The 25,679-nt window shown below is 41.2% G+C and carries 30 protein-coding genes; 22 read left to right on the forward strand and 8 right to left on the reverse strand.

The window, feature by feature from the left end:
• Window positions 1–170 precede the first annotated feature (170 nt).
• The 5 genes from rnz (at window position 171) to ACQKMH_RS04990 (ending at window position 5,030) form a co-directional block, all read left to right on the forward strand.
• The gene (rnz, locus tag ACQKMH_RS04970) at window positions 171–1,103 is read left to right on the forward strand and encodes a ribonuclease Z (RefSeq protein ID WP_427586338.1); all 933 of its coding nucleotides are present in this window, start codon (window positions 171–173) and stop codon (window positions 1,101–1,103) included.
• A gap of 72 nt (window positions 1,104–1,175) precedes the next feature.
• Window positions 1,176–1,994, forward strand: a complete 819-nt coding sequence (locus ACQKMH_RS04975) for a squalene/phytoene synthase family protein (RefSeq protein ID WP_427586339.1) — start codon at window positions 1,176–1,178, stop codon at window positions 1,992–1,994.
• A gap of 206 nt (window positions 1,995–2,200) precedes the next feature.
• Window positions 2,201–3,196, forward strand: coding sequence for an ABC transporter substrate binding protein (locus ACQKMH_RS04980; RefSeq protein ID WP_427586340.1), 996 nt, complete (start codon window positions 2,201–2,203; stop codon window positions 3,194–3,196).
• Window positions 3,197–3,229: 33 nt separating this feature from the next.
• Window positions 3,230–4,261 (forward strand): ABC transporter permease, encoded by a 1,032-nt coding sequence (locus ACQKMH_RS04985; protein WP_427586341.1) that lies wholly within the window; start codon window positions 3,230–3,232, stop codon window positions 4,259–4,261.
• Window positions 4,236–5,030, forward strand: a complete 795-nt coding sequence (locus tag ACQKMH_RS04990; RefSeq protein WP_427586342.1) for an ABC transporter ATP-binding protein — start codon at window positions 4,236–4,238, stop codon at window positions 5,028–5,030. The genes ACQKMH_RS04985 and ACQKMH_RS04990 overlap by 26 nt, the downstream gene beginning before the upstream one ends.
• Window positions 5,031–5,194: 164 nt before the next feature.
• Here the strand turns inward: ACQKMH_RS04990 and ACQKMH_RS04995 are convergent, their stop codons facing one another.
• Window positions 5,195–5,749: a MerR family transcriptional regulator gene (locus ACQKMH_RS04995; protein WP_427586343.1), complete on the reverse strand. Its 555-nt coding sequence runs from the start codon at window positions 5,747–5,749 to the stop codon at window positions 5,195–5,197.
• Between the two features lie 268 nt (window positions 5,750–6,017).
• Between ACQKMH_RS04995 and ACQKMH_RS05000 the strand changes: the two genes are divergently transcribed.
• Window positions 6,018–6,449 carry a VOC family protein gene (locus ACQKMH_RS05000; RefSeq protein WP_427586344.1) on the forward strand — a complete coding sequence of 144 codons (432 nt, stop codon included), beginning with the start codon at window positions 6,018–6,020 and terminating at the stop codon, window positions 6,447–6,449.
• Between the two features lie 123 nt (window positions 6,450–6,572).
• Here ACQKMH_RS05000 and proC read toward each other — a convergent pair whose 3' ends face one another.
• The gene (gene proC, locus ACQKMH_RS05005; protein WP_427586345.1) at window positions 6,573–7,418 is read right to left on the reverse strand and encodes a pyrroline-5-carboxylate reductase; all 846 of its coding nucleotides are present in this window, start codon (window positions 7,416–7,418) and stop codon (window positions 6,573–6,575) included.
• 519 nt (window positions 7,419–7,937) lie between these two features.
• Between proC and ACQKMH_RS05010 the strand changes: the two genes are divergently transcribed.
• The 3 genes from ACQKMH_RS05010 (at window position 7,938) to ACQKMH_RS05020 (ending at window position 10,409) form a co-directional block, all read left to right on the forward strand.
• A complete protein-coding gene (locus ACQKMH_RS05010; protein WP_427586346.1) occupies window positions 7,938–8,906 on the forward strand; it encodes an MBL fold metallo-hydrolase in 969 nt (322 codons plus the stop codon).
• A 23-nt stretch (window positions 8,907–8,929) separates the two neighbouring features.
• Complete coding sequence (locus ACQKMH_RS05015; RefSeq protein ID WP_427586347.1) at window positions 8,930–9,721, forward strand: SDR family NAD(P)-dependent oxidoreductase; 792 nt, start codon at window positions 8,930–8,932, stop codon at window positions 9,719–9,721.
• 160 nt (window positions 9,722–9,881) lie between these two features.
• Window positions 9,882–10,409 (forward strand): hypothetical protein, encoded by a 528-nt coding sequence (locus tag ACQKMH_RS05020; RefSeq protein WP_427586348.1) that lies wholly within the window; start codon window positions 9,882–9,884, stop codon window positions 10,407–10,409.
• Window positions 10,410–10,497: 88 nt separating this feature from the next.
• On the opposite strand, the gene ACQKMH_RS05025 is transcribed toward ACQKMH_RS05020, so the two are convergent.
• A complete protein-coding gene (locus ACQKMH_RS05025; RefSeq protein ID WP_427586349.1) occupies window positions 10,498–11,157 on the reverse strand; it encodes a C40 family peptidase in 660 nt (219 codons plus the stop codon).
• Between the two features lie 414 nt (window positions 11,158–11,571).
• Here ACQKMH_RS05025 and ACQKMH_RS05030 point away from each other — a divergent pair, with 414 nt between their 5' ends.
• The 3 genes from ACQKMH_RS05030 to ACQKMH_RS05040 all read left to right on the forward strand — a co-directional run bounded on the left by ACQKMH_RS05030 (window position 11,572) and on the right by ACQKMH_RS05040 (window position 13,719).
• Entirely contained in the window at window positions 11,572–12,831 is a 1,260-nt protein-coding gene (locus ACQKMH_RS05030; RefSeq protein WP_427586350.1) for a DNA polymerase thumb domain-containing protein, read from the forward strand.
• 26 nt (window positions 12,832–12,857) lie between these two features.
• A complete protein-coding gene (locus ACQKMH_RS05035) occupies window positions 12,858–13,190 on the forward strand; it encodes a YolD-like family protein (RefSeq protein WP_427586351.1) in 333 nt (110 codons plus the stop codon).
• A 205-nt stretch (window positions 13,191–13,395) separates the two neighbouring features.
• Window positions 13,396–13,719: an iron-sulfur cluster biosynthesis family protein gene (locus ACQKMH_RS05040; RefSeq protein ID WP_427586352.1), complete on the forward strand. Its 324-nt coding sequence runs from the start codon at window positions 13,396–13,398 to the stop codon at window positions 13,717–13,719.
• A 41-nt stretch (window positions 13,720–13,760) separates the two neighbouring features.
• Here ACQKMH_RS05040 and ACQKMH_RS05045 read toward each other — a convergent pair whose 3' ends face one another.
• Window positions 13,761–14,660 carry an alpha/beta hydrolase gene (locus tag ACQKMH_RS05045; protein ID WP_427586353.1) on the reverse strand — a complete coding sequence of 300 codons (900 nt, stop codon included), beginning with the start codon at window positions 14,658–14,660 and terminating at the stop codon, window positions 13,761–13,763.
• A 132-nt stretch (window positions 14,661–14,792) separates the two neighbouring features.
• Between ACQKMH_RS05045 and ACQKMH_RS05050 the strand changes: the two genes are divergently transcribed.
• Together ACQKMH_RS05050 and ACQKMH_RS05055 are read left to right on the forward strand one after the other, a co-directional pair.
• Window positions 14,793–15,053, forward strand: a complete 261-nt coding sequence (locus ACQKMH_RS05050) for a YqkE family protein (protein ID WP_230156865.1) — start codon at window positions 14,793–14,795, stop codon at window positions 15,051–15,053.
• 186 nt (window positions 15,054–15,239) lie between these two features.
• Complete coding sequence (locus ACQKMH_RS05055; RefSeq protein ID WP_427586354.1) at window positions 15,240–15,677, forward strand: MarR family winged helix-turn-helix transcriptional regulator; 438 nt, start codon at window positions 15,240–15,242, stop codon at window positions 15,675–15,677.
• Between the two features lie 618 nt (window positions 15,678–16,295).
• On the opposite strand, the gene ACQKMH_RS05060 is transcribed toward ACQKMH_RS05055, so the two are convergent.
• From ACQKMH_RS05060 to mciZ, 3 genes are all read right to left on the reverse strand, one after another.
• Window positions 16,296–16,721: an organic hydroperoxide resistance protein gene (locus ACQKMH_RS05060; RefSeq protein ID WP_427587512.1), complete on the reverse strand. Its 426-nt coding sequence runs from the start codon at window positions 16,719–16,721 to the stop codon at window positions 16,296–16,298.
• 359 nt (window positions 16,722–17,080) lie between these two features.
• Entirely contained in the window at window positions 17,081–17,989 is a 909-nt protein-coding gene (locus ACQKMH_RS05065; protein ID WP_427586355.1) for an aldo/keto reductase, read from the reverse strand.
• Between the two features lie 56 nt (window positions 17,990–18,045).
• Window positions 18,046–18,207, reverse strand: coding sequence for a Z-ring formation inhibitor MciZ (mciZ, locus tag ACQKMH_RS05070; RefSeq protein WP_230156873.1), 162 nt, complete (start codon window positions 18,205–18,207; stop codon window positions 18,046–18,048).
• A 75-nt stretch (window positions 18,208–18,282) separates the two neighbouring features.
• Between mciZ and ACQKMH_RS05075 the strand changes: the two genes are divergently transcribed.
• Window positions 18,283–18,834 (forward strand): NUDIX hydrolase, encoded by a 552-nt coding sequence (locus tag ACQKMH_RS05075; protein ID WP_427586356.1) that lies wholly within the window; start codon window positions 18,283–18,285, stop codon window positions 18,832–18,834.
• Window positions 18,835–20,007 (forward strand): endonuclease Q family protein, encoded by a 1,173-nt coding sequence (locus ACQKMH_RS05080; RefSeq protein ID WP_427586357.1) that lies wholly within the window; start codon window positions 18,835–18,837, stop codon window positions 20,005–20,007. It begins immediately after the preceding gene.
• Window positions 20,008–20,061: 54 nt separating this feature from the next.
• Here the strand turns inward: ACQKMH_RS05080 and ACQKMH_RS05085 are convergent, their stop codons facing one another.
• The gene (locus ACQKMH_RS05085; RefSeq protein ID WP_427586358.1) at window positions 20,062–20,625 is read right to left on the reverse strand and encodes a GNAT family N-acetyltransferase; all 564 of its coding nucleotides are present in this window, start codon (window positions 20,623–20,625) and stop codon (window positions 20,062–20,064) included.
• 140 nt (window positions 20,626–20,765) lie between these two features.
• On the opposite strand from ACQKMH_RS05085, the gene spoIIM reads away from it, so the two are divergent.
• The 6 genes from spoIIM to ACQKMH_RS05115 all read left to right on the forward strand — a co-directional run bounded on the left by spoIIM (window position 20,766) and on the right by ACQKMH_RS05115 (window position 25,623).
• Entirely contained in the window at window positions 20,766–21,413 is a 648-nt protein-coding gene (gene spoIIM, locus ACQKMH_RS05090) for a stage II sporulation protein M (protein WP_427586359.1), read from the forward strand.
• 119 nt (window positions 21,414–21,532) lie between these two features.
• The gene (locus ACQKMH_RS05095; protein WP_427587513.1) at window positions 21,533–21,991 is read left to right on the forward strand and encodes a Fur family transcriptional regulator; all 459 of its coding nucleotides are present in this window, start codon (window positions 21,533–21,535) and stop codon (window positions 21,989–21,991) included.
• Window positions 21,992–22,189: 198 nt separating this feature from the next.
• A complete protein-coding gene (locus ACQKMH_RS05100) occupies window positions 22,190–22,417 on the forward strand; it encodes a YqzK family protein (protein ID WP_230156881.1) in 228 nt (75 codons plus the stop codon).
• A 5-nt stretch (window positions 22,418–22,422) separates the two neighbouring features.
• A complete protein-coding gene (xerD, locus tag ACQKMH_RS05105; RefSeq protein ID WP_427586360.1) occupies window positions 22,423–23,316 on the forward strand; it encodes a site-specific tyrosine recombinase XerD in 894 nt (297 codons plus the stop codon).
• Between the two features lie 291 nt (window positions 23,317–23,607).
• Complete coding sequence (gene deoB, locus ACQKMH_RS05110) at window positions 23,608–24,795, forward strand: phosphopentomutase (RefSeq protein WP_427586361.1); 1,188 nt, start codon at window positions 23,608–23,610, stop codon at window positions 24,793–24,795.
• 15 nt (window positions 24,796–24,810) lie between these two features.
• Window positions 24,811–25,623: a purine-nucleoside phosphorylase gene (locus ACQKMH_RS05115; protein ID WP_427586362.1), complete on the forward strand. Its 813-nt coding sequence runs from the start codon at window positions 24,811–24,813 to the stop codon at window positions 25,621–25,623.
• Window positions 25,624–25,679: the final 56 nt, after the last annotated feature.

Consider the following 25,679-nt stretch of genomic DNA (forward strand, 5'->3'; position numbering starts at 1 on the left):
AACTACTAATTTTACGGTTAGCTTTCCCTCAAAGCAAACAATTTGCGCATTTTTTCTCATTTTTCATGAAAAGTATAAAGTGGATCCTATTTTAATAGGTCATATATGAAAGAGTGCCCTTGGTTATGCTATAGTTAAATTATAACGTATTTGCAACGGAGGTAGGATGAGTGGATTTTGTTTTATTGGGTACAGGGGCTGGTGTTCCGGCTAAAGCGCGTAATGTGACGTCAATCGCACTTCAATTATTGGAAGAACGAGGGACGGTTTGGTTATTCGATTGTGGTGAAGCAACACAGCATCAAATTTTAAAAACGGCAGTCAAACCTCGGAAGATAGAAAAGATTTTCATCACTCATTTACATGGTGATCACATCTTCGGACTCCCTGGTTTATTAAGCAGCAGATCCTTTCAGGGTGGAGTGGATAAACTGACGGTATATGGTCCAAAAGGCATTGATGCTTATATTAATACAAGCTTACAGGTGAGTGGCACTCATTTAAAATATCCATTGGAAATCATCGAAATAGAGGAAGGCATCGTGTTCGAGGACGAACAATTCACAGTTACGGCCATGTCGCTTGATCATGGCATTTATAGTGTCGGCTACCGGATTGTGGAGAAAGAACGTCCAGGAAGCCTGTTGGTTGACCGGCTGCTGTCTGAAGGTGTGAAGCCGGGTCCGCTTTTTAAAGCATTGAAAAATGGACAAAATGTTTGCCTCGATGATGGCCGTGTCTTAAACGGGAAAGATTATCTCGGTGCTCCTCAAAAAGGTCGGATCATTACGATTCTTGGTGATACAAGAGTTTGCAGTAATGCCCTCATCCTTGCTGAATCTGCAGATTATCTTGTTCATGAAGCTACATTTTCAGCAGCAGAAGCTGAAATGGCATCTGCCTATTATCATTCGACCACCGTTCAGGCTGCTGAAACGGCTTTGAAAGCGGGAGCTAAGCATCTAATCCTTACACATATCAGCTCACGGTATACTGTCGAGGATTCTGAGAGATTAAAAGAGGAAAGCAAAGCGATCTTCGCAAACACAATCATGGCAGAAGATTTAATGGCGATAAGAGTTCCTTTATATGCAGAGGAATAGGAAGCTGAAATCAAAGCGAATGTTTGATATAATGAATCAATTGTTCATTGGATATTTAAAGGAGTGTAACCTATGACTGACCAAAGTAACCTACATAATAAAGCAATGGATTTTCTCTTAAAAACAAGCAGGACTTTTTTCATTCCAATCAGCTACCTTCCAAAGGGATTACAGGAGGCCATCGGGGCAGCATACCTTTGCATGCGCGCTATCGATGAGATAGAGGATCACCCCGGTATTCCTGCCGATACCAAGGTTTCCCTGTTACAGGCTCTTAGTGAGTTGCTTTTGACTGATTTTAGTGAAGGGGAATGTCAATCGTTATTTGAACCATATAAGAATGATTTGCCGGAAGTGACCCTGCTTCTACCGGACTGGATTCAATATTGTCCTCCTGGTGCAAAAGCGAAAGTATTGGAGTCCACGAGGGAAATGGCCGAAGGCATGGCAAAATGGGTTACAAAGGACTGGCAAATTCATAATGAAGAAGAACTCGATGATTACACTTATTATGTTGCGGGTTTGGTTGGAGTCATGCTGTCTGATATGTGGAACTGGTACGATGGAACGGAAACGGACCGTGAACTTGCCATCGCATTTGGCCGTGGACTCCAAACGGTCAATATCCTGCGTAACCGTGAGGAAGATGCAGAACGCGGTGTAAACTTTTATCCGGATGGATGGGGTTTCGATGAAATGCTTGCCCATACGGAACATAATCTTGCTTTAGCTGATGCGTATATTGAAGAGATCGAAACGAAAGAGATCATCCAATTCTGTAAAATACCCTTGGAATTGGCAAAAGCAACATTGAAGGCCTTAAAAGAAGGCAAAGAAAAAATCGATCGTGCGACAGTTACCGAAATTGTTACCCAAGTAGTCGAACATTGATATTTCATTAAGCTGCTGTGAAAAGTAAACATTCCTTTCACAGCAGCTTTTTTGATGTTTTTTATAAAAGAACTCGAAAAATTCTAAAAAGTAAAAAAATATATTGGAATAATTGGGACTAAACGATTATAATTTAGGACATAAAACCAAAAAGTTGGTGTCGTTAAAAAGACCTATCAAAAATAAGAAAAAAGCGGGGGGAAAATATGAAAAAGAAATTATATTCGACTGCAGCGATGACATTGGTTGCAGGGTTACTACTGGCTGGGTGTGGAAATGACAAGGAAAAAGATACGGCGAAGGATGAAAGTAAAAAGGATACCTTCAATATTGGGGTAACACAAATCGTTCAGCATGATTCGCTGGATCAGGCTTATGAAGGATTCCAGGCAGCATTGAAGGACAGTGACATCGATGCCAAGTATGATCTTCAAGTTGCACAGGGTGATCAAAATAACAGTCAAACGATCGCCAATAACTTTGTTGGGGATAAAGTGGATCTAATCTTTGCCAATTCTACTCCTAGTGCTCTAAGCGCTTTGAATGCGACAAAGGATATACCAATCGTTTTTACATCGGTTACCGATCCTGTAGCGGCGGAGCTTGTTACATCTTTGGATAAGCCAGGCGGAAATGTGACGGGTACGACGGATTCCCATCCTGAAGCCATTGCCAAATCAATGAAATTCCTAGCAGAAGAACTTGGCGCCAAGACCGTTGGAACCGTTTATAATACAGGGGAGCAAAATTCCGTCGTCCAAATAAAAAACGTGAAAGCGGAAGCGAAAAAAGCGGGATTGAAAGTCGTGGAAGCATCCGTCTCCACTTCAGCCGAGGTTAAACAGGCAACGGAATCATTAATCGGAAAAGCCGATGCTTTCTATATCATTACTGATAATACCGTTGTTTCCGCATTAGAATCGGTCATTTCGGTGGCAAATGATAAAGATATCCCATTGTTTGTTGGTGAGCTTGATTCCGTGAAAGCTGGTGGTTTTGCAGCATATGGCTTCAGTTACTATGATATTGGTTATGAAGCGGGGCAAAAAGCGGTTGAAATCTTGAAGGATGGCAAAAAGCCTGGAGATATCGCAGTTCAATATCCACAAAAACTGAAGTTGGTCATCAATGAAAAAGCAGCAAAAGATATGGGTGTTGAAATAAAAGAAGAATGGAAAGCAGATGCTGAGTTTGTAAAATAAACTCTGCTTTTGTTCGGGGAAGGAAGAAAAAAAATGTTCTCAGCTTTATTCAACTCTTTTGAGTCGGGAATGATTTATGCGATCATGGCACTAGGTGTCTATTTAACATTCAGGATTCTCGACTTCCCGGATATGACAGTGGAAGGTAGCTTTGTGACAGGGGCCTCTGTGGCCGCCATTATGATCGTTAACGGTTTCTCGCCAGTCATGGCCACGTTTTGTGCCATGGTGGCAGGTTTCATCGCTGGGACAATAACGGGATTCCTGCATACGAAAGGAAAAATCAATCCACTCCTGGCAGGTATATTAATGATGATCGCCCTCTATTCCATCAATTTAAGGATCATGGGTGCATCTAACATTCCATTGCTTTCTCAAACGACCATTATCACGAATATCCAGGATGCCTGGGCTGGCACTGGACTGGACAATATGTTGAATGGTCTTTTATCAATCGTGGGCCTAGGTGATAGCTTGCCAAAAACGTGGGCCATACTAATTATTATGTTGATTGTGGCTTTAATCATTCAAGCTGGAATGTCAGCTTTTTTAAAAACGGAAATCGGTCTTGCTTTACGTGCGACGGGTGATAATGAAGCAATGGTCAAGAGTTTTTCCGCCCATACAGGCAATATGAAGATTCTGGGACTTGCGATTGGAAATGCACTTGTGGCTTTCTCGGGATCCTTGGTTGCCCAATATAACGGATTTAGCGATATTGGCATGGGGATTGGAATCATCGTCATCGGATTGGCATCCGTCATAATTGGCGAAGCATTATTTGGCTCAAAAACGATTGCACGTGCGACACTTGCGGTCATTGGGGGAGCGATCATTTACCGAATTGTCGTAACATTGGCACTACGCGTGGAATTCCTTGATACGGGTGATGTTAAATTAATTACGGCACTTATTGTGGTCGGGGCACTAGTCATTCCGAAAATTACCGATAAACAAAAGGAAAAAAGCCGTAAGAAAAGGCGTCTCAAAGAAATACAGATGCGCCATGGTGGGACTTTATCGAAAGGGGGAGAAGGATATGCTTCAGTTAAATCAGATTTATAAGGTCTTCAATGAAGGGACACCAGATGAAAAGCTTGCCCTTGGGAATCTGGAACTGCATATGACAAAAGGCGAATTTGTAACAGTCATCGGGAGTAATGGGGCAGGTAAATCGACGCTGATGAACATGATATCCGGCAAAATTCTCCCTGATGCCGGTGAAGTCATCATTGATGGGGAAAACGTGTCAGCCATTGAGGAACATGCTCGTGCTAAAATGATTGGCCGCGTTTTTCAGGATCCCATGCTTGGTACGGCACCACATATGACAATTGAAGAAAATATGGCGATCGCCTATGGCAGGACCAATAGAAGAGGTTTAGGCTTCGGGGTGACAAAAAAACGGAAAGAGCTTTTTAAAGAAAGTTTGGGTACCTTGCATTTAGGATTGGAAAACCGCATGACGGCAAAAGTCGGATTATTATCAGGAGGGGAGCGCCAGGCATTATCATTGTTGATGGCGACCTTCACCGATCCTAAAATCCTGCTTCTTGATGAACATACAGCCGCTCTCGATCCTTCCAGGGCAGAGCTTGTTACAAATCTGACGAAGGAAATCGTCGAAAAGAACAAGTTAACGACGTTGATGGTGACTCACAATATGCAGCAGGCAATCGATCTCGGAAATTCCTTGATCATGATGGATAAAGGACAAATCATTTTTGAAGCAAGAGGTGCTGAAAAGCAGAAGCTTACCGTTGAAAAACTGCTTAACGAATTCCAGCGCATCAAAGGTGAAAAAATGCTCAATGACCGTGCAGTGTTGATTTAAATGATGAAAAGGCCCGACCCAAGTGAAAGATTAACCTTGGACCAGGGCCTTTTTATTTTGGGGGCAATTAATCCGTTGGGTTCTTGAATCGAATGTATATCCATGAAGAACCTGGCATAGGAAAGATGGCTCTGATTTGGCCCCATTAACATCCTTGAATGGAATTAATCGCTGTCGGCTGTGTTCCATGAAGAAGTATCGTTCTTTCTGTTATTTCCAAAAATCATTTTTATGAATGGTATTTTCTTCGTTTTTTTAGTGGCGGCAGTTTCTTCAGCTGCGAGGAAATAATCGAATGGCTGGGCTGTTGGTGTTTCTAACGCTTCAATACGAGCTTCAAGCTTTTTCACGAGTTTATGCATTTCTTCCATTTCACTTCTGTGCTGTAAAAGTTGATAGGATACAACATCATCCGCTTTTGTTTTCAGTCCATTTTCAAGCCTGACGACCCGTTCTATCAGTTGGTCATGATCTTTATTCATTTCGGAGTGTTTCGGGACGGAGGCTTTCCTGATCTTTTTCTCTGATATACTGACCTTTTGGAGAATGATACCCTCGTTCAGTTGATCTTGGATTTTTCTCAATAAGGCAATGTCATCATCTGAAAATTGGTAGTGCCCAAGTTGATTCCGTTCTACTTCCATGTTCAATTGGGTAACCCAGCGTTGAATCGTACTATGGGATACATTCAGTAACCGGGCAACTGCACTTGTATTCATCGAGATTCCCCCTTTTGGTTGTTGAATTCGATAAGGAAGAGGGAATTCCTTTACAGATGACAAAACATGTATTCATTCGGCAAAGAAAGTGGATTTCCTACGTAATTTGCATGTAAACGGTCAATGAAGAAATTTCTTGGAGGCATTTGACGTTCCTTGTTTTAGTTCAATAGTTGGGAGGCGTATGTCTTATGGTCATTTAAGGCGAAAAGGAAATTTGAACTAGATGTCGAATTACCATTTGAGCAACGAAAAAAGGAGGACTAGTATGAACAGGATTAACATTGTAACTTTAGGTGTTAAGGATATGAATAAATCCTTAAGGTTTTATCGGGATGGATTGGGATTTCATACATCGATTAAAGAGGACCAGCCCTCCATTGTTTTTTTTAATAATACGGGGACGAAACTTGCTTTATATCCTTTGGAGGAATTGGCTAAAGACATCAATGAGAAAGAACCGCCTAAGCAAAGTGGATTCTCGGGCATTACCCTTGCGTATAACGCTAAATCAATTGGTGAAGTGGATGATGTGATCAACAAGGCGGAAAAGGCCGGAGGAACAATCGAGAAATTTCCTCAGGATGTTTTTTGGGGAGGATACAGCGGATATTTTTCAGACCCCGATGGTTACTATTGGGAGGTTGCGTATTCGAAGGATTGGAGTTTTGATGAAAATGATATGCTGATTATAAAGTGAACGTTCACTTCGGAAGAAATTAGGCCTCCTGTATTCCTATATAAGCCGTTCGAATCATAATGGGCTGTTGCCCTGCCACTGCCTATACGGAGTGTTAGTCAACAGCCAGGTCATCATGTTCATTTACTGCGAAACTACATACTTGGCAAGCTCTTTACTTATTTGATTGCCCATTCGCTTCGATTGTTCGGTCGCTTCTTGTACACAGGCAATGAACGCTTCCTGCACTTGATGTGCTTGTAGTGCCTTCAATCCGGCTTCCGTCGTTCCGCCTGGTGAAGTTACTTCCTTCCTAAGCACGGCAGGTGTTTTAGGTGATTTCTGTAACATATCGGCTGCACCCAACAGTGTCTGGAGAATTAATTGCTTCGCGGTTTCGGAATCGAGGCCTATTGTTTCAGCTGATTGTTCCAATGCTTCCACCAAGTAATAAATATAAGCCGGTCCGCTTCCTGATAAGCCCGTTACCGCATCGAGCTGAGTTTCTTCTACGATTGCCACCGTCCCAACCGTTTCAAAAAGGGTAATTGCCGTTTGTAATTGCGATTCTTTCGTATGACCATTAGCGGCAATGGCGGTTGCTGATTTTCCTACGGCTGCTGATGTATTAGGCATGGCACGGACGATGGAGAACTCCTTGTTGGCGATCCCTTCAAGGCTTGATGTATGGACACCGGCCACAACAGATATGAACAGCATTTCTTCGCGAATGTATTCTTTTATTGATTGCATCGTTTCTAAAATATCTTTCGGCTTCACAGCCAGTACGACAAGGTTTGCATCCTCTAATAATCGTTGAAGCGATCTTGTTGTGGTTACACCGTATTGTTTCTTTAAATAATCAAACCGGTCATCATTTGATTTATTTGTTACAAAAATATTTGCTGGGTCAATTACCTGTTGAGTCACCAGCCCCGAAATGATTGCTTCTGCCATCGATCCAGCTCCGATAAATGCGATTTTTTTCATAGTTCTCGCTCCCTTTTCTTTTGTTTACGGTCTTTTTTGAAAAATAAAAAGACCCCTCATCCAATAAAGGACGAAAGGTCTAGCTTCCGTGGTACCACCTTTGTTCAACTTTTCCATAACAAATAAACAGAAAAGCTGCACTTGAATCCTCTAACGCGGGAATTACGTCAGGTTTTCCTGAAGGCTCATAAGGTAGGTTCAATAATGAGGGGGCGGTGAAGCCTTTCAGCACATTCCGAGCTTCACTCTCTTTACGCCATCAATAAATTTACTTGGCCTTAATCAAAGCCATGCCGTCTTTAATTACTTGTGATTATGAAGGATAGATCAGTACTCTGTCAATGATAATATATGCATGGACGTCAAAAAATAGACATGAATTATGTGAAAATAATGACAGTAATTAAAAATACATGTAAAATGGTAATTATACACTCATTTTCTTGATAAGTGCACCAAGAATCCGGTCTTGCGTATAAAAAGATTTATATAAATATAACTTCTAAGGTGGAAATGATTATGGCGAATTGGAATGGAGATATTGCAAAAATAGCTTTGCCCACGCCGTTTGCAGTGGGTGATGTAAATGTTTACGTAGTTAAAGGGGATGCTTTAACGTTAATTGACACTGGAGTCAAAACGAAACGATCAAAGGAAGCCTTGATTCAGGGGCTTGGCGATTTGGGTCTAAAACTGTCTGATATCGAACAAATCATCTTGACCCATCATCATCCTGATCATGCTGGTGCTCTTGATTTCTTTGATAAGGAAATTCCGGTTTATGGACATAAAAATAATCAGCGCTGGCTGACTATCAGTGATGAATTCCTTGAAATCCATAATCGTTTTTTCCTTGATTATGCCACGAAGTTTGGAGTGGCAGAAGAGCTGAAAAGTAAACTGATACATAACCGCGATGAAATCAGGTTCCTTAGTGAACGGAAGTTGCAGGGATATTTGGCTGAGGGGGATGAGCTTCCTGGTCTTCCGGGCTGGAAAACGATCGAGACTCCAGGGCATGCACAAAGCCATTTATCCTTCTACCGGGAAAGTGACGGTGTCATGATTGCCGGTGATCATTTACTAGCTAAGATTTCACCTAACCCATTAATGGAACCTCCGCTCCTTCCAGGCGGCTTAAGGCCTCGTCCGTTACTGCAATATAACGCATCACTTCAGAAATTATTGGAATTCTCCATATCCACCGTGTACTCCGGACATGGATCCGAAGTTGCAGGAGATGCGGTTGCCGACTTGATTCAATATAGATTCGAACGGCAGCATAATCGGGCCATGCAGGTGAAAAGCATGCTTCAAGATAAGCCTTTATCCGCCTTTGAAGTGTGTCAGCAACTGTTTCCGAAAGTATATCTACAGGAAGTCGGTCTTACACTTTCGGAAACAGTCGGTCAACTGGACTATTTAGAAGATTTGGGTGAAGTCGAAACAGAAATCCAATCTGGAGTCATTCTATATTCAATCGCTTAATGTTTTCAAGGAGGCTCATTTTTTTGAATAAGTTGCAAGGAAAAGTAATTGTTATTACCGGAGCTTCCGGAGGAATTGGCAAGGAAGTTGCAATCAAAGCGGCAAAGCAGGGAGGCCGTCTCGTTCTTTTGGCTAGAAGCCTGGATAAATTACAACAGCTAAAGAATGAGCTAATCAACCAATTTGGTGTTGATGCATATGCATATAAGCTTGATGTTGCAGACACCGATCAGGTGAATAGGGTATTTAATGACATCCATGCCCAAATAGGTGAAGTGGATGTATTGGTCAACAATGCTGGTTTCGGCACGTTTAAAGAAGCCCAGGATACGGAATTGGACGAAACAAAGGCAATGTTTGCTGTCAACGTGATTGGATTGATGGCCTGTACAAAATTAGTGCTTCCGTATATGAAGCAGAGAAAATCAGGTCATATCATCAATATCGCTTCACAGGCCGGTAAAATTGCCACGCCTAAATCCACTTTGTATTCGTCGACCAAGTTTGCAGTTCTTGGCTATTCAAACGCACTTCGGCTTGAGTTGATGGAAGATCATGTTTTTGTGACCACAGTCAATCCAGGGCCTATAGAAACGAATTTCTTTAACATTGCGGATGAATCAGGAACATATTTAAAGAATGTTGAAAAATTCATGCTTAAGCCTGAGGATGTCGCATCTAAAATCGTAGCGGCGATGCTGACCAATAAGAGGGAAATCAATCTCCCTGGCTGGATGGATTTAGCTGGGAAATGGTATAACATGTTTCCAAAGATCACCGAAACTTTAGGAAAAAAAGCATTTTTTAAAAAATAGGCTAGACTTTCGATACCACAACAATACGAAAGATGGTCTAGTCAAAAAGGGGGAGTGTCTAATGACATTCCCCTTTTGTGTGAAAATAAAAAGGAACTTCTTTGAATAAATTGGTAACCATTTCATCGGGAAATCCGTCTATTTCTTAGGAGGGATTTTCATGAAGATGGTAATAAACCTTTTTATATATATACTAGTTTCCTTTATTTTGGGGGGCTGTCAATCCTCTGATTGGAACATGCATGAGGCCGTTGATAAAGGGGAAGATGGTTTCATTACCGATCTTGACGATAAAAAGATTTTGATTAAAGGGACGTACTATAAGGTGACCAACCATACATATATTCAAGATCAACATGGGAAGGACCTCGATTATTCTGACTTGGAGATCGGGATGAAAGTGAAACCATGGCACCATGGCGAGGTCATGGAATCATTTCCTGGGAAAGCGGAAGCGGTGTTGATTCTTGTTTTGACGGACGAAAAGAGCTTAGCTGAACAAAGGGCGGTCACGGCTGCCATCGAGCATGTCAGCAAAGCGGAAAGTCAGCGATTCATGGTCCTCGAAGTCGTCCATTTACCCTCGGAGCATGTGTATAATATCGAAATGATGAATCGCTCCAACTTGGATTCATCTTTCATGGTGACTGTAGAAGATTTAACGGATGAAATATTATATATAAAATAAATCAATAAAACCGGACTGAATCATTTATGAATTCTGTCCGGTTATTTTATGGGGATTCGCTTACAAGAATGAGCGAATGTCCTGGATGTTATAAAGTTTTCGCACCTAGGTATTTCGGTTTCCAATAAGAGTTATCCATATTAGTGATGGTTATTCCTTTTGAAGACGTAGAACTAATGAATTGACCATTTCCGATATAGATCCCAACATGTGATACGCCTGTTCTTCCGGAAGAAGTATCAAAGAATACAAGATCCCCCTTAGATGGTGAAGATACTTTTAAACCAGTATTGGAATAGAGCAATGATGCTGTACGCGGTAAGGTAATTCCTTGTGATTTCTGGAATACATAATAAATGAAGCCTGAACAGTCAAATCCAGCTGGTGTTGTCCCGCCCCATTTGTAGGGTTTGCCGATTAAGGTTTTTGCATAACTGATCAAGCTGGTATTATTGACCTTATAAACACCAAGCGCATTAAATGTGCCTCGGCCGGCAATTCCGTCGGCGGTTAATCCTTTAGCTTTCTGGAATTTTTTTACTGCGGATACAGAATAAGTGCCGTAATATGTAGTCAGTGAACCTGAATATGTGAAATAACCTTTGGTTTTTAAAAGTTGTTGTAGTTGTTTGACATCGCTATGTGTCATTCCGGGTTTGAGGGTTTGATCTCCGATATTTGCAAAGGCTTGCAGGGGGGTTAGCATCATGGCAGATGCAACAGCAGCTGAAGCGATCCATTTCTTCATAATTTTCATTTCCTCTCTATCTATCTCTCTATTATTCTTAACAATATTATCCTACAATACCATTATGACAATTAGACATAATTTTGATTACAATTTCATTACAAAAAATGAGTAGTAAGACTTAAGATAATATAGACGAAAGTCTGTTGAAATGGATAAAAAAATTTAATAAAACTAAGTATTTGGGCATGATTAAAATTATTCAAGTTACGAATTTATCTATTTCAAAAAAACTATATGGATATTGAGGGTAATTTTGGTATTTTATCTATTATTAGGCTGCATTATATTTTTCGAGGAAATTCCATTAAAAAGTAGAAATTTGTATGAAAACTTCCATTGAATAAGAACGTATATTCGGTTAAAGTTATGAATATAATAAAAGCGAACATATATTCTTGTTAGGGTGAAAAAATGATGGATTATGGGACGATGCCGAAACAATCAATTATGTGTATCGATATGAAAAGTTTTTATGCAAGCTGTTCAGCGGTCATGCTTGGTTTGAACCCACTTGATTGTTATTTGGCGGTGGTTGGTGATTTGAAGAGGACAGGGAGCATTGTGCTTGCGGCTTCTCCAAAGATGAAGAAGGAGTTTGGCATCAAGACAGGTTCGCGGATGTTCGAGATTCCGAATGATCCAAGAATTGTCGTCGTTGAACCCAAAATGGCGACCTATTTAAGGGTCGCGACGGAAATCACCCGTTTGTTTAACCGTTATGTGCCTAAAGAAGCGATTCACGTATACAGTGTGGACGAAAGTTTTGTGAAAGTCGATGGTGCCGCTTCTTTATGGGGAGATGCCCGGATGATAGCTGAAAAGATAAAAGATGAAATCGAACGGGAATTACAGCTTCCCTGTGCCATTGGAATTGGTCCGAACATGCTTATGGCAAAACTTTGTCTTGATTTGGAAGCCAAACATGTAGGGATTGCCGAATGGAAGTATGAGGATGTGCCAAGCAAATTATGGCCGATTTCCCCACTTCGTGAAATGTGGGGAATCGGCAGGCGCGTAGAAAAAACCCTTCATGGAATGGGAATATTTACGGTTGGGCAGCTTGCCAATTATGATCTTGAATTACTTGAAGCGAAGTTTGGAATTATGGGCAATCAGCTTTACCATCATGCGTGGGGAATAGATTTATCGGACATGGGGGCAGTGATCATCGAAGGACAGGTCAGCTTTGGCAAAAGTCAGATTCTGCTGCGGGATTATAAGGAGGAGCATGAGGTAAAGCAGGTCATGCTGGAAATTTGCGAGGAAGTTGGAAGAAGGGCACGCACCCACCGCAAGGCAGGAAGGACGGTCAGTTTAAGTATTGGTTACAGCAAGGATGAGTTTGGCGGAGGTTTCCATCGTTCGCGTTCGATTAGCGAACCGACCAACATTACGATGGAGTTATATAAAGTTTGCCTGGAGCTTTTTCATGAGAACTATAAGCAAAAAACGGTTCGGAGCATAGAGGTCAGGCTCTCGAATATTGTGGATGATAACGAGATGCAGCTGACTTTATTTGATGCTTCGCGCTGGAAGAAGCGGGAGTTGAGTTACACGGTTGATCGAATTCGCCATAAATATGGATCCAAATCGTTATTGCGTGCAGTTTCGTATACCGAAGCAGGCACAGCTGTTTACCGAAGCAGGCTGCTTGGCGGGCATAAGGCGTAAGGCTGAATTTGAAGGGAGGGAAAAGAATGATTCGTGATCGCGGCCGTATCAAATGGACATCGATGATGTTGCCGGAGCATGTGAAAATGCTGCGGGATTGGGTGGTGGAGGATGGCCATGAAGCGAAGCGCATCGTGGATGAGCAGCAATTGGAAGAAATGAATGTGGTGATGGGGGAAGCGATGGAGGAAAGAAAGGATGTCACGATTGCTCATTATGAAGGAAACCGGTATCAGCTGTTAATTGGCAGGATTCATTATTATAATGAGCTCACCCAAAAGCTTCATGTCATCGATCGTTTTCAGCAGGCTCATTATATCAGGCTTTCTGATATAGCGGATGTAAGGATAATGGAATAATGGAGCGAAGGGTTCCCGAGAGCCGCCCTTTCATTTTCGAAACAATTTCCGTCCTCTTTCATAATGAAAGGAAATCATCGGGGCATAGAGAATCCGCACTTGTTAGCACAGTTAGCGAAGGAAAAGGAAGCAGGCAGTTTCGTTAACAGAAACGTTTTTATCGTTTATAATGAGGAAATGCAAAGACTTCGGGAGGCATGTAATCATGTATATTGAATGGACGGAAAGAGCGGCAGAGAAAATAGCCAGTAAGATACAGGGGCAAAAAGGATATTTACAGTTGAAATATGATACGGATGGCTGTGGCTGCGTTGTAAGTGGCGTGACGGCGCTATGGCTGGTCAACGAACTTGAAGAAGGTACCGAAAAAGCGGAAACGAACGGACTCCCTCTATACGTAGAAACATCAAAAATGATTTTTCTGGATGAAGTCATGAAAATAGACTTTGTGCCGGAAGCGAACAGCTTTCAGTTAAAAAGCCCGAATCAAATCTTAAATCCGAGGATGAGCTATTTTAATAAAATCTAACACAACAAAGAGGGAATCTTGGATACCCTCTCTTTTCCTTCTCAGACAAGTTTGAGAAACTGATCGATTTGATTTTCATATTCTTGTGGATTTTCATTATAGGATTGAGCGTGGGCCCCTTGTTTAGCAATATACAGCTGCTTTGGGCCCTCTTTTGCTGCATATAATTCCATCGTCATGGAAGCGGGGATGAAGCTGTCATTTTCACTATGGATGAAAAGCACGGGGTTTCGGATGTTTTTCATATAATTGATCGGGGACACTTCATTTGTCCAATATCCGTCACGGAATTTGATGAACGTACGCCCAAGCGGCAAAACGGTCCAAGTGGGAATGGGGATTTCAAGCTTGAGCTGGTGTTTGATCTGATCCTCGAAATTTGAAAATGGACAGTCGGCAATGTAAAAATCAGCGCCATCTTCAAGCATTCCGGCATATAAAAGAAGGGTTACGGCCCCCATGGATTCCCCATGAATGCCAATGTGAAGATCGGAACCTTTACGTCTTTTCAATTCATCGATAACGGCCTTTAGGTCGAATTTTTCATAATGTCCATAACTGCTCGTCTTGCCACCAGAATCCCCATGACGGCGGTGGTCATAAATGATGGCATTGAAGCCCCGCTTAAGAAAAATATTCATGTACTTAATCGAATTGACTTTGTTCTCCGTCACACCATGAGAAATGACCACCCACTTATTGGTTTCATACGGTTCGATAAATAAACATTTCAAAGAATATCCGGAGGGTGAAGGTATCCAGATTTCCGTTTTAGGCAGATTATCGAAATCCTCCCTAATCAGGCGTTTAGCCAGGATTTCACGATTTTGGATAAAATCATCTTCCTTCTTTTTCATGTACATGATCCGATTGGAAAAATAAATGCCGACGCCGATGATATAGGTTAGAATTCCAGCTATTGCAAGCCACCATTTTTTCATGAATGCTCCTCCTTGGTTGATTTTCTTTATTTTACCATGAGGGAAATGGGAAAACACTGTTTTGAAAACCTAACGAGAAAAACGGCAATCGTGATATAATGATTTCATTATACTGGCTAGGAGGTTTTAAGGATGAAAAAGAAACAGCCGCGCAATCAAAATCAAAGTAAAAACCAAGATAAAGATTCATCATCATTGAAACTTGGTGATATGCTCAATCAAGATATCATGTCCCAGCTTCGTCAAAAACAAAAAGAATTGAATGAGGCTGAAGTGGAGAAGAAGGCAGCGGAAGAAGAAAAAAAACGTGCAGAAAGAAAACAGCGTGAGAAAAACAAATCATTCGAAGAGCTATTGGGTGAAAGCAATCTGAACTGGAAGAACTATAAATAAAATAAAGAAAAAAAGGAGCGGTCTAAGAAAGAGGGCTGTCTCCCTTTTTGGACTTGTTTCATCGATAAGAAGAACCATTCTTTAGAAAAGCAGACTATTCCTTTATTTTATAAATGATAACGATTATATTAGAGGTAAGTTCGATATGCATTCATATCGGATGGACTACTACTAGCTGGTGATTTGATGCAAAGTAAAATAGAAAATGTACTGGAAGACCAATTATGTTTCCTGCTTTATGCAAGTTCAAGGGAAATGACGAAAAAATATAAACCGCTGCTTGATAAACTCGAAGTGACATATCCACAGTACCTCGTTCTCCTTCTACTATGGGAGCAGGATACACTTACAGTCAAAAAAATAGGGGAATTACTTGCCCTGGACTCAGGAACGCTTACCCCCATGTTAAAACGAATGGAACAGAATGGTCTGATTGTTCGTGAACGTTCCACTCAAGATGAACGGTCCGTCATGATTCAGCTGACGGAAAAAGGAATGGGTTTACAGGAAGAGGCTTGTTTCATTCCCGATCGCATTTCAGCTATGTCGGGTGAGGATAAGAAGGTGGTCGAGGATTTGAAAGCCTCACTGCTCCAACTATTGAAAACATTACAGAAGTTTTAGCGAAAAGAAAAAACGCTTGGGGAGCACAAGTGTTCAGTTTGTAGACAAAAAGGTTTCGGATTGGTCTCATTCCGAAACCTTTTTGATTTTTTATTGGTTTGAAGCAGTTATAGAGAATAGCTACCTCACCAAGGTCATTATTTAGGCGATTTTTGGCCCTTGCCAAGTCCAGTTGGCTATCTTCTACATTCATGGCAGCGAAAGTAAGCATCGCCTGCATCGACAATTTTTTAATTCCCCTTAAAGTAGTCTGTTCGAGGACGTGTATATGGTAAAGTTGGTTTGATTTAATTTCTTCTTTGAAGAAGTCCTTGATAGGCACGTGTTTCCTTACAAACGATTTTCTTTCGGAAGCTTTCATTTTTTAAAAAAGACTGTAGGCAAAAGGTGTTCTATATAAAAGTTAAAACAAAGTTGATTAGAGCGGGTGTGCGAGACTCCTGCGGGAATACGCGTCCGCAGGCGCAAAGGGCGGACCGCCCGCGGAAAGCGAGTGCCTGGAGTGGAAATGAACGGTCAAATTTCAAAAAACTAAAAAAACTGTGGACAAACTCCATTATTATTGAGTTTGTCCACAGTCTGAAACGCTTGGGATAGCCCAAGCGTTTTTTTATATTATTAATCTACATCGATTTCAATAGTGACGTCCACATTGCCGTTGATAGCTTTTGAATAAGGGCACATTTGATGCGCTTTATGAACAAGAGTTTCAAATGTCTCTTTATCGATTCCAGATCCCTTCACAGCTAAAGTGACAGCTAAGCTGTATTGGTGCATTTCCCCCATCAATAAACTGACGCTGGCGGTGACTTTGGAATCAAATGAAATGCGTTCAATTTTACCGACTGATTGCAAAGCACTATCAAAACATGCAGCATATCCAGCAGCGAAAAGCTGTTCCGGGTTGGATGCTTCAGGCATCTGTTTGGCCCTTGGTGTTCCAGGCATCGCTATATCAACCGTAAAGTTACCATCAGCAGAAATTGCTGTTCCTTCTCTTCCGCCATCAACCGTTACAGACGTTGTAAATAAAGTTTTTGTCATCATTATTTCTCCCTTGTCTTTATATTTTAATTGTGCACAACTGAATTGTACAACATCGTTTTTAGAATAGCAATAAAAAAGAATAGTTGAAAAACAATAGAAATGCATACTCTCGGTAACATGGAGGCTAAGATCTCCGGCACTAATTCCATCTCTGCTGGTTTGCGAATATTTTAGAAAAAGGAGGTAAAACTGTTGGGGAAAGCAAAGCGATTAGTGATAGAAAACAGCAAGACGGTAAAGAAGTGCGGTATGGCGAAGAAAAAGCGAGGGAAACGGAAATAGGCTGCCTATCCCGCCGATTAAACGGAGATAAGGCAGCCTACCGATGTCCAGATAGTTAGTTTGATTGAATCATTTTAATTCCGATGACTTTCATATTTGTTCGCTTTGGTCAACTGCTCCAAGATAGCAAGTTCCGATTTAGACAGTGAAGAGCTGTTTGCGGCCTTGCAGTTTTCACGCAGCTGCTGCACTGAGCTTGCACCGGGTACAACGGTAGCGACGCTTTGATGTGACAATACATATTGAAGCGCCGTTTCATTCAACTTCCTATCAGAAAGTTTGTCCTTTAATTGCGGAAGCAAATCTTTAAGTTCGTGATAGCTATAGTCAAGGTACCCATCGGCATTTGCCTTTTCAAGCATTCTCTCACTAAGCAGCCCTTTAGCAAGGGGACCGCGGGCGATGATGCTGATCTGTTTGTTGGCCAAAAGGGACATCCACTCTTCCGGGCGGCGGTCTAGTAAGTTATATTGCATCATAACGGAATCAAGCTCAGACTTTTCAGTGAATTCCTTGATCACATTCGGACGAATCGAGGAAATTCCATAATATCGAATATAGCCTTCTCTTTTAAGTTCTTCAAATGCTTCTACCGTTTCTCCGATATTGTCTGAAATGGTGCCGCCATGTAACTGATAAAGATCAATATAATCAGTCCCCAGTCGTTTTAAGCTATCCTTTACTGCCGTTTTAATGTAAGCACCAGAAGGATCCCAGCTCCAGGCATCCTTATTGTCGTTCCAACGGTTTCCAACCTTGGTGGCTATGTATACCTTATCGCGGACAGATTTTAAATTCTTTCCGACGATTTCTTCATTCACCCCGAAATCATATAAGTCAGCAGTATCAAAATAATTGATTCCTTCATCTAAAGCGGCCTGTATGATTTCAGATGCCTGATTTTCAACAGTTCCCAAGGACATGCATCCGAGCCCGATTTCAGAAACTAGCAATTCGGAACTGCCTAGTCTGCGTTTTTTCATGTTATCCACTCCTTTAACATTCATTGTAAAGGAGAAAACCAATTCACTCAAAGAATTCACTTTATCCGTTTTAAAGGAGCGGGTGGTGCCTGTGGGTGTATGTCGGCAATCCAATCATTGATATAGACATATTGATTTTGCAATTGTTTTAGTTTTTGAATGATTTCCCAACTTTTTCCGGATAAAGTAACGCTTTTTTCTAATACGTAAACTTTCATTAAATCGCCCTCCATCTCTATTATGGTAAAATGTATGAGGAATCATGCGGCAATTAGAACAGAGGAGTGGTCAAGATGAAAAAATTTGAAGAGAAAACGCTATCTTCGGAAAAAATCTTTACAGGAAAGGTAATCAGCCTGCAAGTGGATGATGTAGAGCTTCCTGATGGAAAAACGGGAAAACGTGAAATAGTCAAACATCCGGGGGCGGTTGCCATCATAGCGCTTACGGCAGAAAATAAAATCATCATGGTTGAACAGTACCGAAAAGCGCTGGAGAGAAGCTTGGTGGAAATCCCAGCAGGAAAGCTGGAAAAAGGCGAAGAACCAGTTCTGTCGGCTAAAAGGGAACTGGAAGAAGAGACAGGTTATGAATGTGAAAAAATGGAGCACATCATATCCTTTTATACATCCCCGGGGTTTGCCGATGAATTGGTCCATCTCTATGTGGCCCACAATTTGAAAAAGAAAGAAAATGCGGCACCACTTGATGAAGATGAATTTGTCGAGATGATGGAACTTACGCTGGAGGAAGCTCGGAGTTATATGGCTGAAGGGAAAATCCAGGATGCCAAAACGGCATATGCTGTTCAGTATCTGCTTTTGAAAGAGGCGATGACTTCATAAATGAAAGAGTTTTACGCAGACCTTCATATCCATATAGGCAGAACGAGAAGCGGAAGGGCTGTAAAAATAACCGGTGCTAAAACATTAACCTTCAGTAAAGTGCTGCAAGTTGCAAGTGAACGGAAGGGTCTTGATTTAATCGGGATCATCGATTGCCATTCTCCTGAAGTCATCGAAGAAATCGAACAGGGGATTGTGGATGGGGAAATTACGGAAAAGATTGAAGGCGGCCTTCTGTACAGGAATACAACAATCATCCCAGGCTCGGAGATTGAGATTTATGATCAGAATTGTAATGGACCAATCCATGTCCTCGCCTATTTTCCAACTTTAAAAGCAATGAAGGAATTCTCTACATGGATGGGCGGCCATGTTAAAAATATCACCTTAAGCTCCCAAAGGATTTATTGTGATGGGAGAACGTTACAAAAAATCGTCAAGTCTCTGGGAGGACTGTTTATCCCGGCCCATGTTTTCACACCATTTAAAAGCTTATATGGAAAAGGGGTGCGATCCAGTCTGACCGAAGTATTCGATCCGCAACTGATTGATGCGATCGAGCTTGGTTTAAGTTCAGATACAGAGATGGTCAAGGATATCGAAGAGTTGGAATCCTATGTATTCGTGACAAATTCCGATGCGCATTCGCTTGGGAAGATCGCTCGTGAATATCAAAAAATCCGACTTGAAGAACCAAGCTTCAATGAACTGGAAAAGGCCCTTAGAGAAAAAGAAAATCGTAAGGTGACCGCCAATTATGGATTGAACCCATTATTGGGAAAATATCATCAAACCGTATGTTCAGCTTGTTTACACCAGGTATTGAGGGATAGTGAATCATGTTCTGAATGTGGGAATAAATCCATAATAAAAGGGGTATCGTTACGGATTGAAGAACTTTCCAATATGAATGGAAGCCATCGAAGAGAAAGACCGCCTTATATCCATCAAGTACCACTCGATTTCATCCCTGGATTGGGACCTAAATCCATGGAAAAACTACTGGAGGCATTTGGAACCGAGATGAATATCCTTCATGAAGTTACGCTTGAACAGCTCAAGGAAATCGTTCCTGAAAAATTGGCTTCTTATATCGATTCTGCAAGAAAAGGGACCCTTTCTTTTGAAGTGGGGGGCGGAGGCAGATACGGAAAGGTCAAAAGGGAAAGTTGAATATAGTCGAACAAAAAAAGTCCTGTAGATGAGCTTGTCATCTGTCAGGACTTTTTAGTTTGTTGTCTTTGCATAAATGGAGGTATTCCGCAATTCCTTGCCGTTTGCACTTAGGCAGTCATTATGCAAAGTTCCTTCAAGGGTATACCCTAGTTTCTCGGGTATCCGTTTGCTGGCAATATTATTGGGGTCACAACGGATTTCGACCCGCTTTGCGCCATAATGATAAAAAGCGAATTTGGTTAACTTTTCTATCGCTTCCGTTATGTACCCTTTTTTACTGAACCTCGAATCAATCCAATAACCAATTTCAAATTTTGGGATATCCCAGTTAATTCGGTGCAGACCAGTGGAGCCGACGAATTGATCGTCTTCCTTCCTATAAATATGAAGTCTGATATCCTCTTTTAAAATAAAGTCCGCATATGATTTTAGAACGTTCTGTTCTGACGTTTCCAAGGACGCATCCTGATGCGCAAATGGCAGCCATTGTTTTAATTCGGGTTTAGAATGGACGAGGGCTTCGTAAACATCATGGCCATCACCAGGCAAACAAGGCCTAAGATATAATCGTTGGGTTTCAATTTTTTCTGGGAAATCCATAAATATAGCTTTCATCTCCTACCTCCTTGCAATGGGTATGGGAAATTATAACATGGATTAAGTTGGAGGTGTTCTACCGGACGGAGAAAGTTTTCTTAGCATAAATGAGAGAGTGAAAACATAGATTCTAGTAAGCGGAGTTGGGAGGATGAAAGATGAAAAAAAAATCTGTCGTACAAAATGCCGTAATGAAACATATTAACGAACATTCCTCATTATATGTCTTTATCACTGTGCTTTTTTTGATGGGTGTCATTTTTGGAGCAGTACTTGTGAATAGTTTGAGCTTTACCCAAAAGGAGGACTTGTTCTATTATTTATCTCAATTTTTCGGACAAGTATCCAAAGGTGAATTTGCCTCTTCGCATGATATGTTCAGCCAAAGTATTATGCATAATATAAAATATATAGGCCTCATCTGGATTCTGGGAATTTCGGTCATCGGTTTGCCGGTCATTTTGGTTTTGTTATTTATAAAAGGAATGGTTGTTGGATTTACAGTCGGATTTTTAGTCAATCAAATGGGATGGAGCGGGTTCTTATTATCATTTGTCTCCATTCTGCCCCAAAATATATTCATCGTGCCGATATTCATCGTGATAACCGTCCTTGCTGTTTCACTATCAATGAAAATGATCAGCAGGATTTTCCTTAAGCAGATCCGTGAGCCGCTGAAGCCAATAATTTCACGGTATATTTTTTCATTGATTATGTCAGGATTGTTTTTGATTACAGCTGCAGCATTTGAAGCGTATTTATCACCTTCTTTAATGAAAAACGTCGTAAGTTTATTGGGTCATTGACGGAGATTTGCTTTTATCGCAAATTTTTTTATCATTAACAAGAAATCTATTTTGACAGTTTTCCCTCTTTTGATATAATGGATAAGATAGCGGCGCGGGAGGGAATATTAGGTATGGAAATAGAAAACAGAATTGATAGGATAAAAAAGCAGTTGCACTCGTCCAGCTACAAATTAACGCCTCAGCGAGAAGCGACCGTCCGCGTTTTACTTGAGCACGAAGAGGATCATTTAAGCGCAGAAGACGTTTACCTCCTTGTCAAAGAAAAGTCGCCGGAAATTGGATTGGCAACAGTATACCGTACGCTAGAGTTGCTGACTGAATTGAAGATAGTAGATAAAATTAACTTTGGAGACGGGGTTTCCCGTTATGATTTAAGACAAGAAGGAGCTGCGCATTTCCATCATCATCTTGTTTGTGTGGAATGTGGTGCGGTAGATGAGATCCAGGAAGACTTACTTGAAGACGTGGAAGCCATTGTGGAACGCGAATGGAAATTCAAGATAAAAGACCATAGATTAACCTTTCATGGCATTTGTCATCGATGTCATGACAAAGAAGAAAATAAAGGTGAATGAAGTATGACCTTTTCCATTTAATGGAGAAGGTTTTCTGCGTTTTTTTAGAATCTTTTGCAAAGGCATCAAGAAAACAGTTTTAAGGAATGAATTTTCTCACGTAAAGGCAGTTTTTCCTTTCCCCTTACCGAAACGCGTATAAAACTTGTCCTGTTGGGCATAGATTGATACAAAGGATTGATTGGGAGGGGAAAGAAGATGAAAACGACATTATCGCTTGTTTTGCATACGGCTAAAGTGATGGTTCTCTTTGTTGGCTTCACTGTTCTTTTTTATATAGGAATGGTATGGTTAAATCAGGAATATCAAAATTATCATCGTTATGATGAACCCAAAGGAATGGCTGTGAAAGTATCGAAGGCTGTTGATACGGGTGAGGATGCATGGCTGGAACGCTTAATGTTGTTTTATTTAAACGGGGAGTAATGAATATGGAGAATCAAATCAGGGATTTTATTCATTTTTTAACCATTGAAAAAGGACTTGCCAAGAATACGCTCGTTTCCTATGAGCGTGACTTAAGGTCATATTGGAGCTATCTGAAAGATGTTGAATCCATTATCGAATGGAATGATTCACGGCGTGTGAACATCTTGCATTTTCTCGTTCAATTGAAGGATCAAGGAAAATCATCGAAGACGGTAGCACGTCATATTGCCTCGATCCGGTCCTTTCATCAATTTCTTCTAAGGGAAAAAGTAACCGATCAGGATCCGTCCATACATATAGAAACGCCGAAACCGGAACGAACCCTCCCGAAAGTATTAAGTATGGAAGAGGTTGAAGCGTTATTGGAAGCCCCGAAGTTCATGGACGAATTCGGCCTGCGTGATAAGGCGATGCTTGAATTGATGTATGCGACAGGGATGCGCGTTAGTGAGTTGATATCCATGGATGTAAGTGATGTACATGCATCAATGGGGTTTGTCCGTTGTGTCGGGAAAGGAAATAAGGAGAGGATCATTCCGATTGGACAAACGGCATTGGGTGCGATTGAACATTATTTGGAGAGTTCCCGAGGGAAATTAGCCAGTCACAAGCACAGGACAGATTCACTTTTTTTGAATCATCATGGTAACAGGCTGACAAGACAGGGATTTTGGAAGATTCTAAAAAAACTTGTAAAATCGGCACAAATAGAAAAAGAAATCACACCGCATACACTAAGACATTCTTTCGCGACACATCTATTGATGAATGGGGCTGATTTACGTGCAGTCCAAGAAATGCTGGGTCATGCGGATATTTCAACAACACAGATTTATACACATATTACGAACGTCCGGATCAAGGATGTATATTCAAAATTCCATCCGCGAGCTTAGAAGAATAGCAGAATGATAGGGAGGCTGTGAATTTAACTGAAAGGCAGTTAAAGGACCAGCCTTTTTATAATGTGGACTGGACCTAAAAGCAGCAAATGATTCTTGGTCATACATGTATTAGACTTTTTTTTTCTGAAATATATTATTTGTTTCCAACATAGTAATCGTTTACAATGTAGAGAGGTCAGACTTCTGACGTTTTCGTGATTTCATTTTATTGAAGAGTAACGGAGCGATATAAGGGTAAAATACAGAGTATAAAAGTGATTTACTATTTTAGGAGGAATGAACATGAAAGGGAATTCAGCATTTAAACGAATATTTGTAGTCGTTATGGATTCAGTTGGGATTGGCGAAGCACCTGATGCAGATTTATTTGGTGATAAAGGGGCTGATACTCTCGGCCATATCGCAGAAAAAATGAATGGTTTGAACATGCCGAATCTTGCAAAATTGGGTTTAGGAAACATCCGTGAAATAAAAGGGATTGAAAAAGCTCAGCAACCGCTCGCATACTATACGAAAATGAAAGAAGCATCTACAGGTAAAGATACGATGACTGGACATTGGGAAATAATGGGATTGAATATATCCACTCCATTCCGTGTATTTCCAAATGGTTTTCCTGAGTTGTTAGTGAATGAACTTGAGGTGAAAATGGGTCGTGGAATTATTGGGAACGTCCCAGCCAGCGGTACGGAGATCATTGAAAGACTTGGCGAGGAACATATGAAGACGGGTGCATTGATTGTATATACATCAGCTGATTCCGTTTTACAGATTGCTGCACATGAAGACATCGTGCCGATAGACGAAGTATATAAGATTTGTGAAATTGCACGGGAAGTGACAATGGCTGATGAGTATAAGGTTGGACGCGTTATTGCTAGACCATTCACAGGTGAACCAGGTAGCTTCAAAAGAACGTCTAACCGTCATGATTATGCATTGAAGCCTTTTAACCGGACAGTTATGGATGAATTGAAAGATTCCGGATATGATGTTCTCGCAATCGGGAAAATTTCGGATATTTTTGATGGAGAAGGTGTAACTGAATCTTTACGGACCGTATCTAATATGGATGGAATGGATAAATTAATCCAAACGATAGAACAGGACTTCAAAGGGTTAAGCTTCCTTAATCTTGTCGACTTCGATGCTTTATACGGACATCGCCGCGATCCAGAGGGATACGGAAAAGCCTTGGAAGAATTCGACGCTCGGATGCCGGAAGTTCTCGATAAACTACAGGAGGATGATTTATTGATCATCACTGCCGATCACGGGAATGATCCGGTTCATGAAGGAACCGATCATACACGTGAATTTGTGCCATTATTAGTCTATTCCAAACGATTTACTAAAGGTGCCGAGCTTCCAGTAAGAGATACATTTGCTGATATCGGAGCGACGGTCGCTGCTAATTTTGATGTAAAAATGCCTGCCTTCGGGAAAAATATATTGGGCGATATAAATTAAGGGGAGATTAAATAGATGTTTAATAAAATAGAGACAGCTGCTGCATTTATAAAAAATAAAATTGAAGGCTCCCCGGAGATAGGATTGATTCTTGGTTCTGGACTTGGAGTATTGGCAGATGAAATTGAAAATCCCATAACGATCCCATACCACGAAATCCCGGAATTTCCGGTATCGACTGTTGAAGGACATGCAGGACAGCTTGTCATTGGTCAATTAAGTGGCAAAAAAGTTGTAGCCATGCAAGGACGCTTTCATTTTTATGAAGGTTACTCCATGGAGAAGGTCACATTTCCTGTACGTGTTATGAAACTTCTTGGCGTTGAGCAATTAATTGTAACGAATGCTGCTGGAAGTGTTAATGAAAGCTTCGCACCAGGCGACTTGATGCTGATTACGGATCATATTAATTTAATGGGGGCAAACCCATTGATCGGTCCTAATGAGGAGCGTTTTGGGCCTAGGTTCCCTGATATGTCAGAAGCTTATAACAAGGGGCTGCGGACTCAAGCTAAAAAAATCGCAGCAACACTCGGGTTGGATATTAAAGAAGGTGTCTATATCGGGAATTCAGGTCCGACATATGAGACGCCTGCAGAAGTGAAAATGGCCAGAATCCTAGGCGGGGATGCAGTTGGGATGTCAACGGTTCCAGAAGTTATCGTGGCTAGACATAGCGATATGAAGGTGCTCGGAATATCATGCCTTACCAATATGGCGGCAGGCATTCTCGATCAGCCTTTGTCGCATGAAGAGGTAATTGAAACGACGGAAAAAGTGAAAAGCAGTTTTCTGGATTTTGTGAAGCACATCGTTAAAGACATATAAAATGATCAAAAAAATAAAAGTGCACCTGAGAGAATCGGTGTCTTAAAAAAGTGGGG

Origin of the sequence: Peribacillus sp. NPDC097895 (assembly GCF_050277555.1) — a bacterium.
Taxonomy (GTDB): Bacteria; Bacillota; Bacilli; order Bacillales; family DSM-1321; genus Peribacillus.

Coding starts and splice junctions, on each gene's coding strand:
- ACQKMH_RS05080 (WP_427586357.1), top strand. CDS start 18,835: ATGAAAGAGTTTTACGCAGACCTTCATATCCATATAGGCAGAACGAGA.
- xerD (WP_427586360.1), top strand. CDS start 22,423: ATGGAGAATCAAATCAGGGATTTTATTCATTTTTTAACCATTGAAAAA.
- ACQKMH_RS05010 (WP_427586346.1), top strand. CDS start 7,938: ATGGCGAATTGGAATGGAGATATTGCAAAAATAGCTTTGCCCACGCCG.
- ACQKMH_RS04995 (WP_427586343.1), bottom strand. CDS start 5,749: ATGAATACAAGTGCAGTTGCCCGGTTACTGAATGTATCCCATAGTACG.
- ACQKMH_RS05065 (WP_427586355.1), bottom strand. CDS start 17,989: ATGAAAAAACGCAGACTAGGCAGTTCCGAATTGCTAGTTTCTGAAATC.
- ACQKMH_RS05020 (WP_427586348.1), top strand. CDS start 9,882: ATGAAGATGGTAATAAACCTTTTTATATATATACTAGTTTCCTTTATT.
- spoIIM (WP_427586359.1), top strand. CDS start 20,766: ATGAAAAAAAAATCTGTCGTACAAAATGCCGTAATGAAACATATTAAC.
- ACQKMH_RS04980 (WP_427586340.1), top strand. CDS start 2,201: ATGAAAAAGAAATTATATTCGACTGCAGCGATGACATTGGTTGCAGGG.
- ACQKMH_RS05050 (WP_230156865.1), top strand. CDS start 14,793: ATGAAAAAGAAACAGCCGCGCAATCAAAATCAAAGTAAAAACCAAGAT.
- ACQKMH_RS05025 (WP_427586349.1), bottom strand. CDS start 11,157: ATGAAGAAATGGATCGCTTCAGCTGCTGTTGCATCTGCCATGATGCTA.
- ACQKMH_RS04990 (WP_427586342.1), top strand. CDS start 4,236: ATGCTTCAGTTAAATCAGATTTATAAGGTCTTCAATGAAGGGACACCA.
- ACQKMH_RS05030 (WP_427586350.1), top strand. CDS start 11,572: ATGATGGATTATGGGACGATGCCGAAACAATCAATTATGTGTATCGAT.
- ACQKMH_RS05040 (WP_427586352.1), top strand. CDS start 13,396: ATGTATATTGAATGGACGGAAAGAGCGGCAGAGAAAATAGCCAGTAAG.
- ACQKMH_RS05055 (WP_427586354.1), top strand. CDS start 15,240: ATGCAAAGTAAAATAGAAAATGTACTGGAAGACCAATTATGTTTCCTG.
- ACQKMH_RS05115 (WP_427586362.1), top strand. CDS start 24,811: ATGTTTAATAAAATAGAGACAGCTGCTGCATTTATAAAAAATAAAATT.
- ACQKMH_RS05060 (WP_427587512.1), bottom strand. CDS start 16,721: ATGACAAAAACTTTATTTACAACGTCTGTAACGGTTGATGGCGGAAGA.
- ACQKMH_RS05000 (WP_427586344.1), top strand. CDS start 6,018: ATGAACAGGATTAACATTGTAACTTTAGGTGTTAAGGATATGAATAAA.
- proC (WP_427586345.1), bottom strand. CDS start 7,418: ATGAAAAAAATCGCATTTATCGGAGCTGGATCGATGGCAGAAGCAATC.
- ACQKMH_RS05035 (WP_427586351.1), top strand. CDS start 12,858: ATGATTCGTGATCGCGGCCGTATCAAATGGACATCGATGATGTTGCCG.
- ACQKMH_RS05075 (WP_427586356.1), top strand. CDS start 18,283: ATGAAAAAATTTGAAGAGAAAACGCTATCTTCGGAAAAAATCTTTACA.
- ACQKMH_RS04985 (WP_427586341.1), top strand. CDS start 3,230: ATGTTCTCAGCTTTATTCAACTCTTTTGAGTCGGGAATGATTTATGCG.
- ACQKMH_RS04975 (WP_427586339.1), top strand. CDS start 1,176: ATGACTGACCAAAGTAACCTACATAATAAAGCAATGGATTTTCTCTTA.
- ACQKMH_RS05100 (WP_230156881.1), top strand. CDS start 22,190: ATGAAAACGACATTATCGCTTGTTTTGCATACGGCTAAAGTGATGGTT.
- ACQKMH_RS05085 (WP_427586358.1), bottom strand. CDS start 20,625: ATGAAAGCTATATTTATGGATTTCCCAGAAAAAATTGAAACCCAACGA.
- mciZ (WP_230156873.1), bottom strand. CDS start 18,207: ATGAAAGTTTACGTATTAGAAAAAAGCGTTACTTTATCCGGAAAAAGT.
- ACQKMH_RS05045 (WP_427586353.1), bottom strand. CDS start 14,660: ATGAAAAAATGGTGGCTTGCAATAGCTGGAATTCTAACCTATATCATC.
- deoB (WP_427586361.1), top strand. CDS start 23,608: ATGAAAGGGAATTCAGCATTTAAACGAATATTTGTAGTCGTTATGGAT.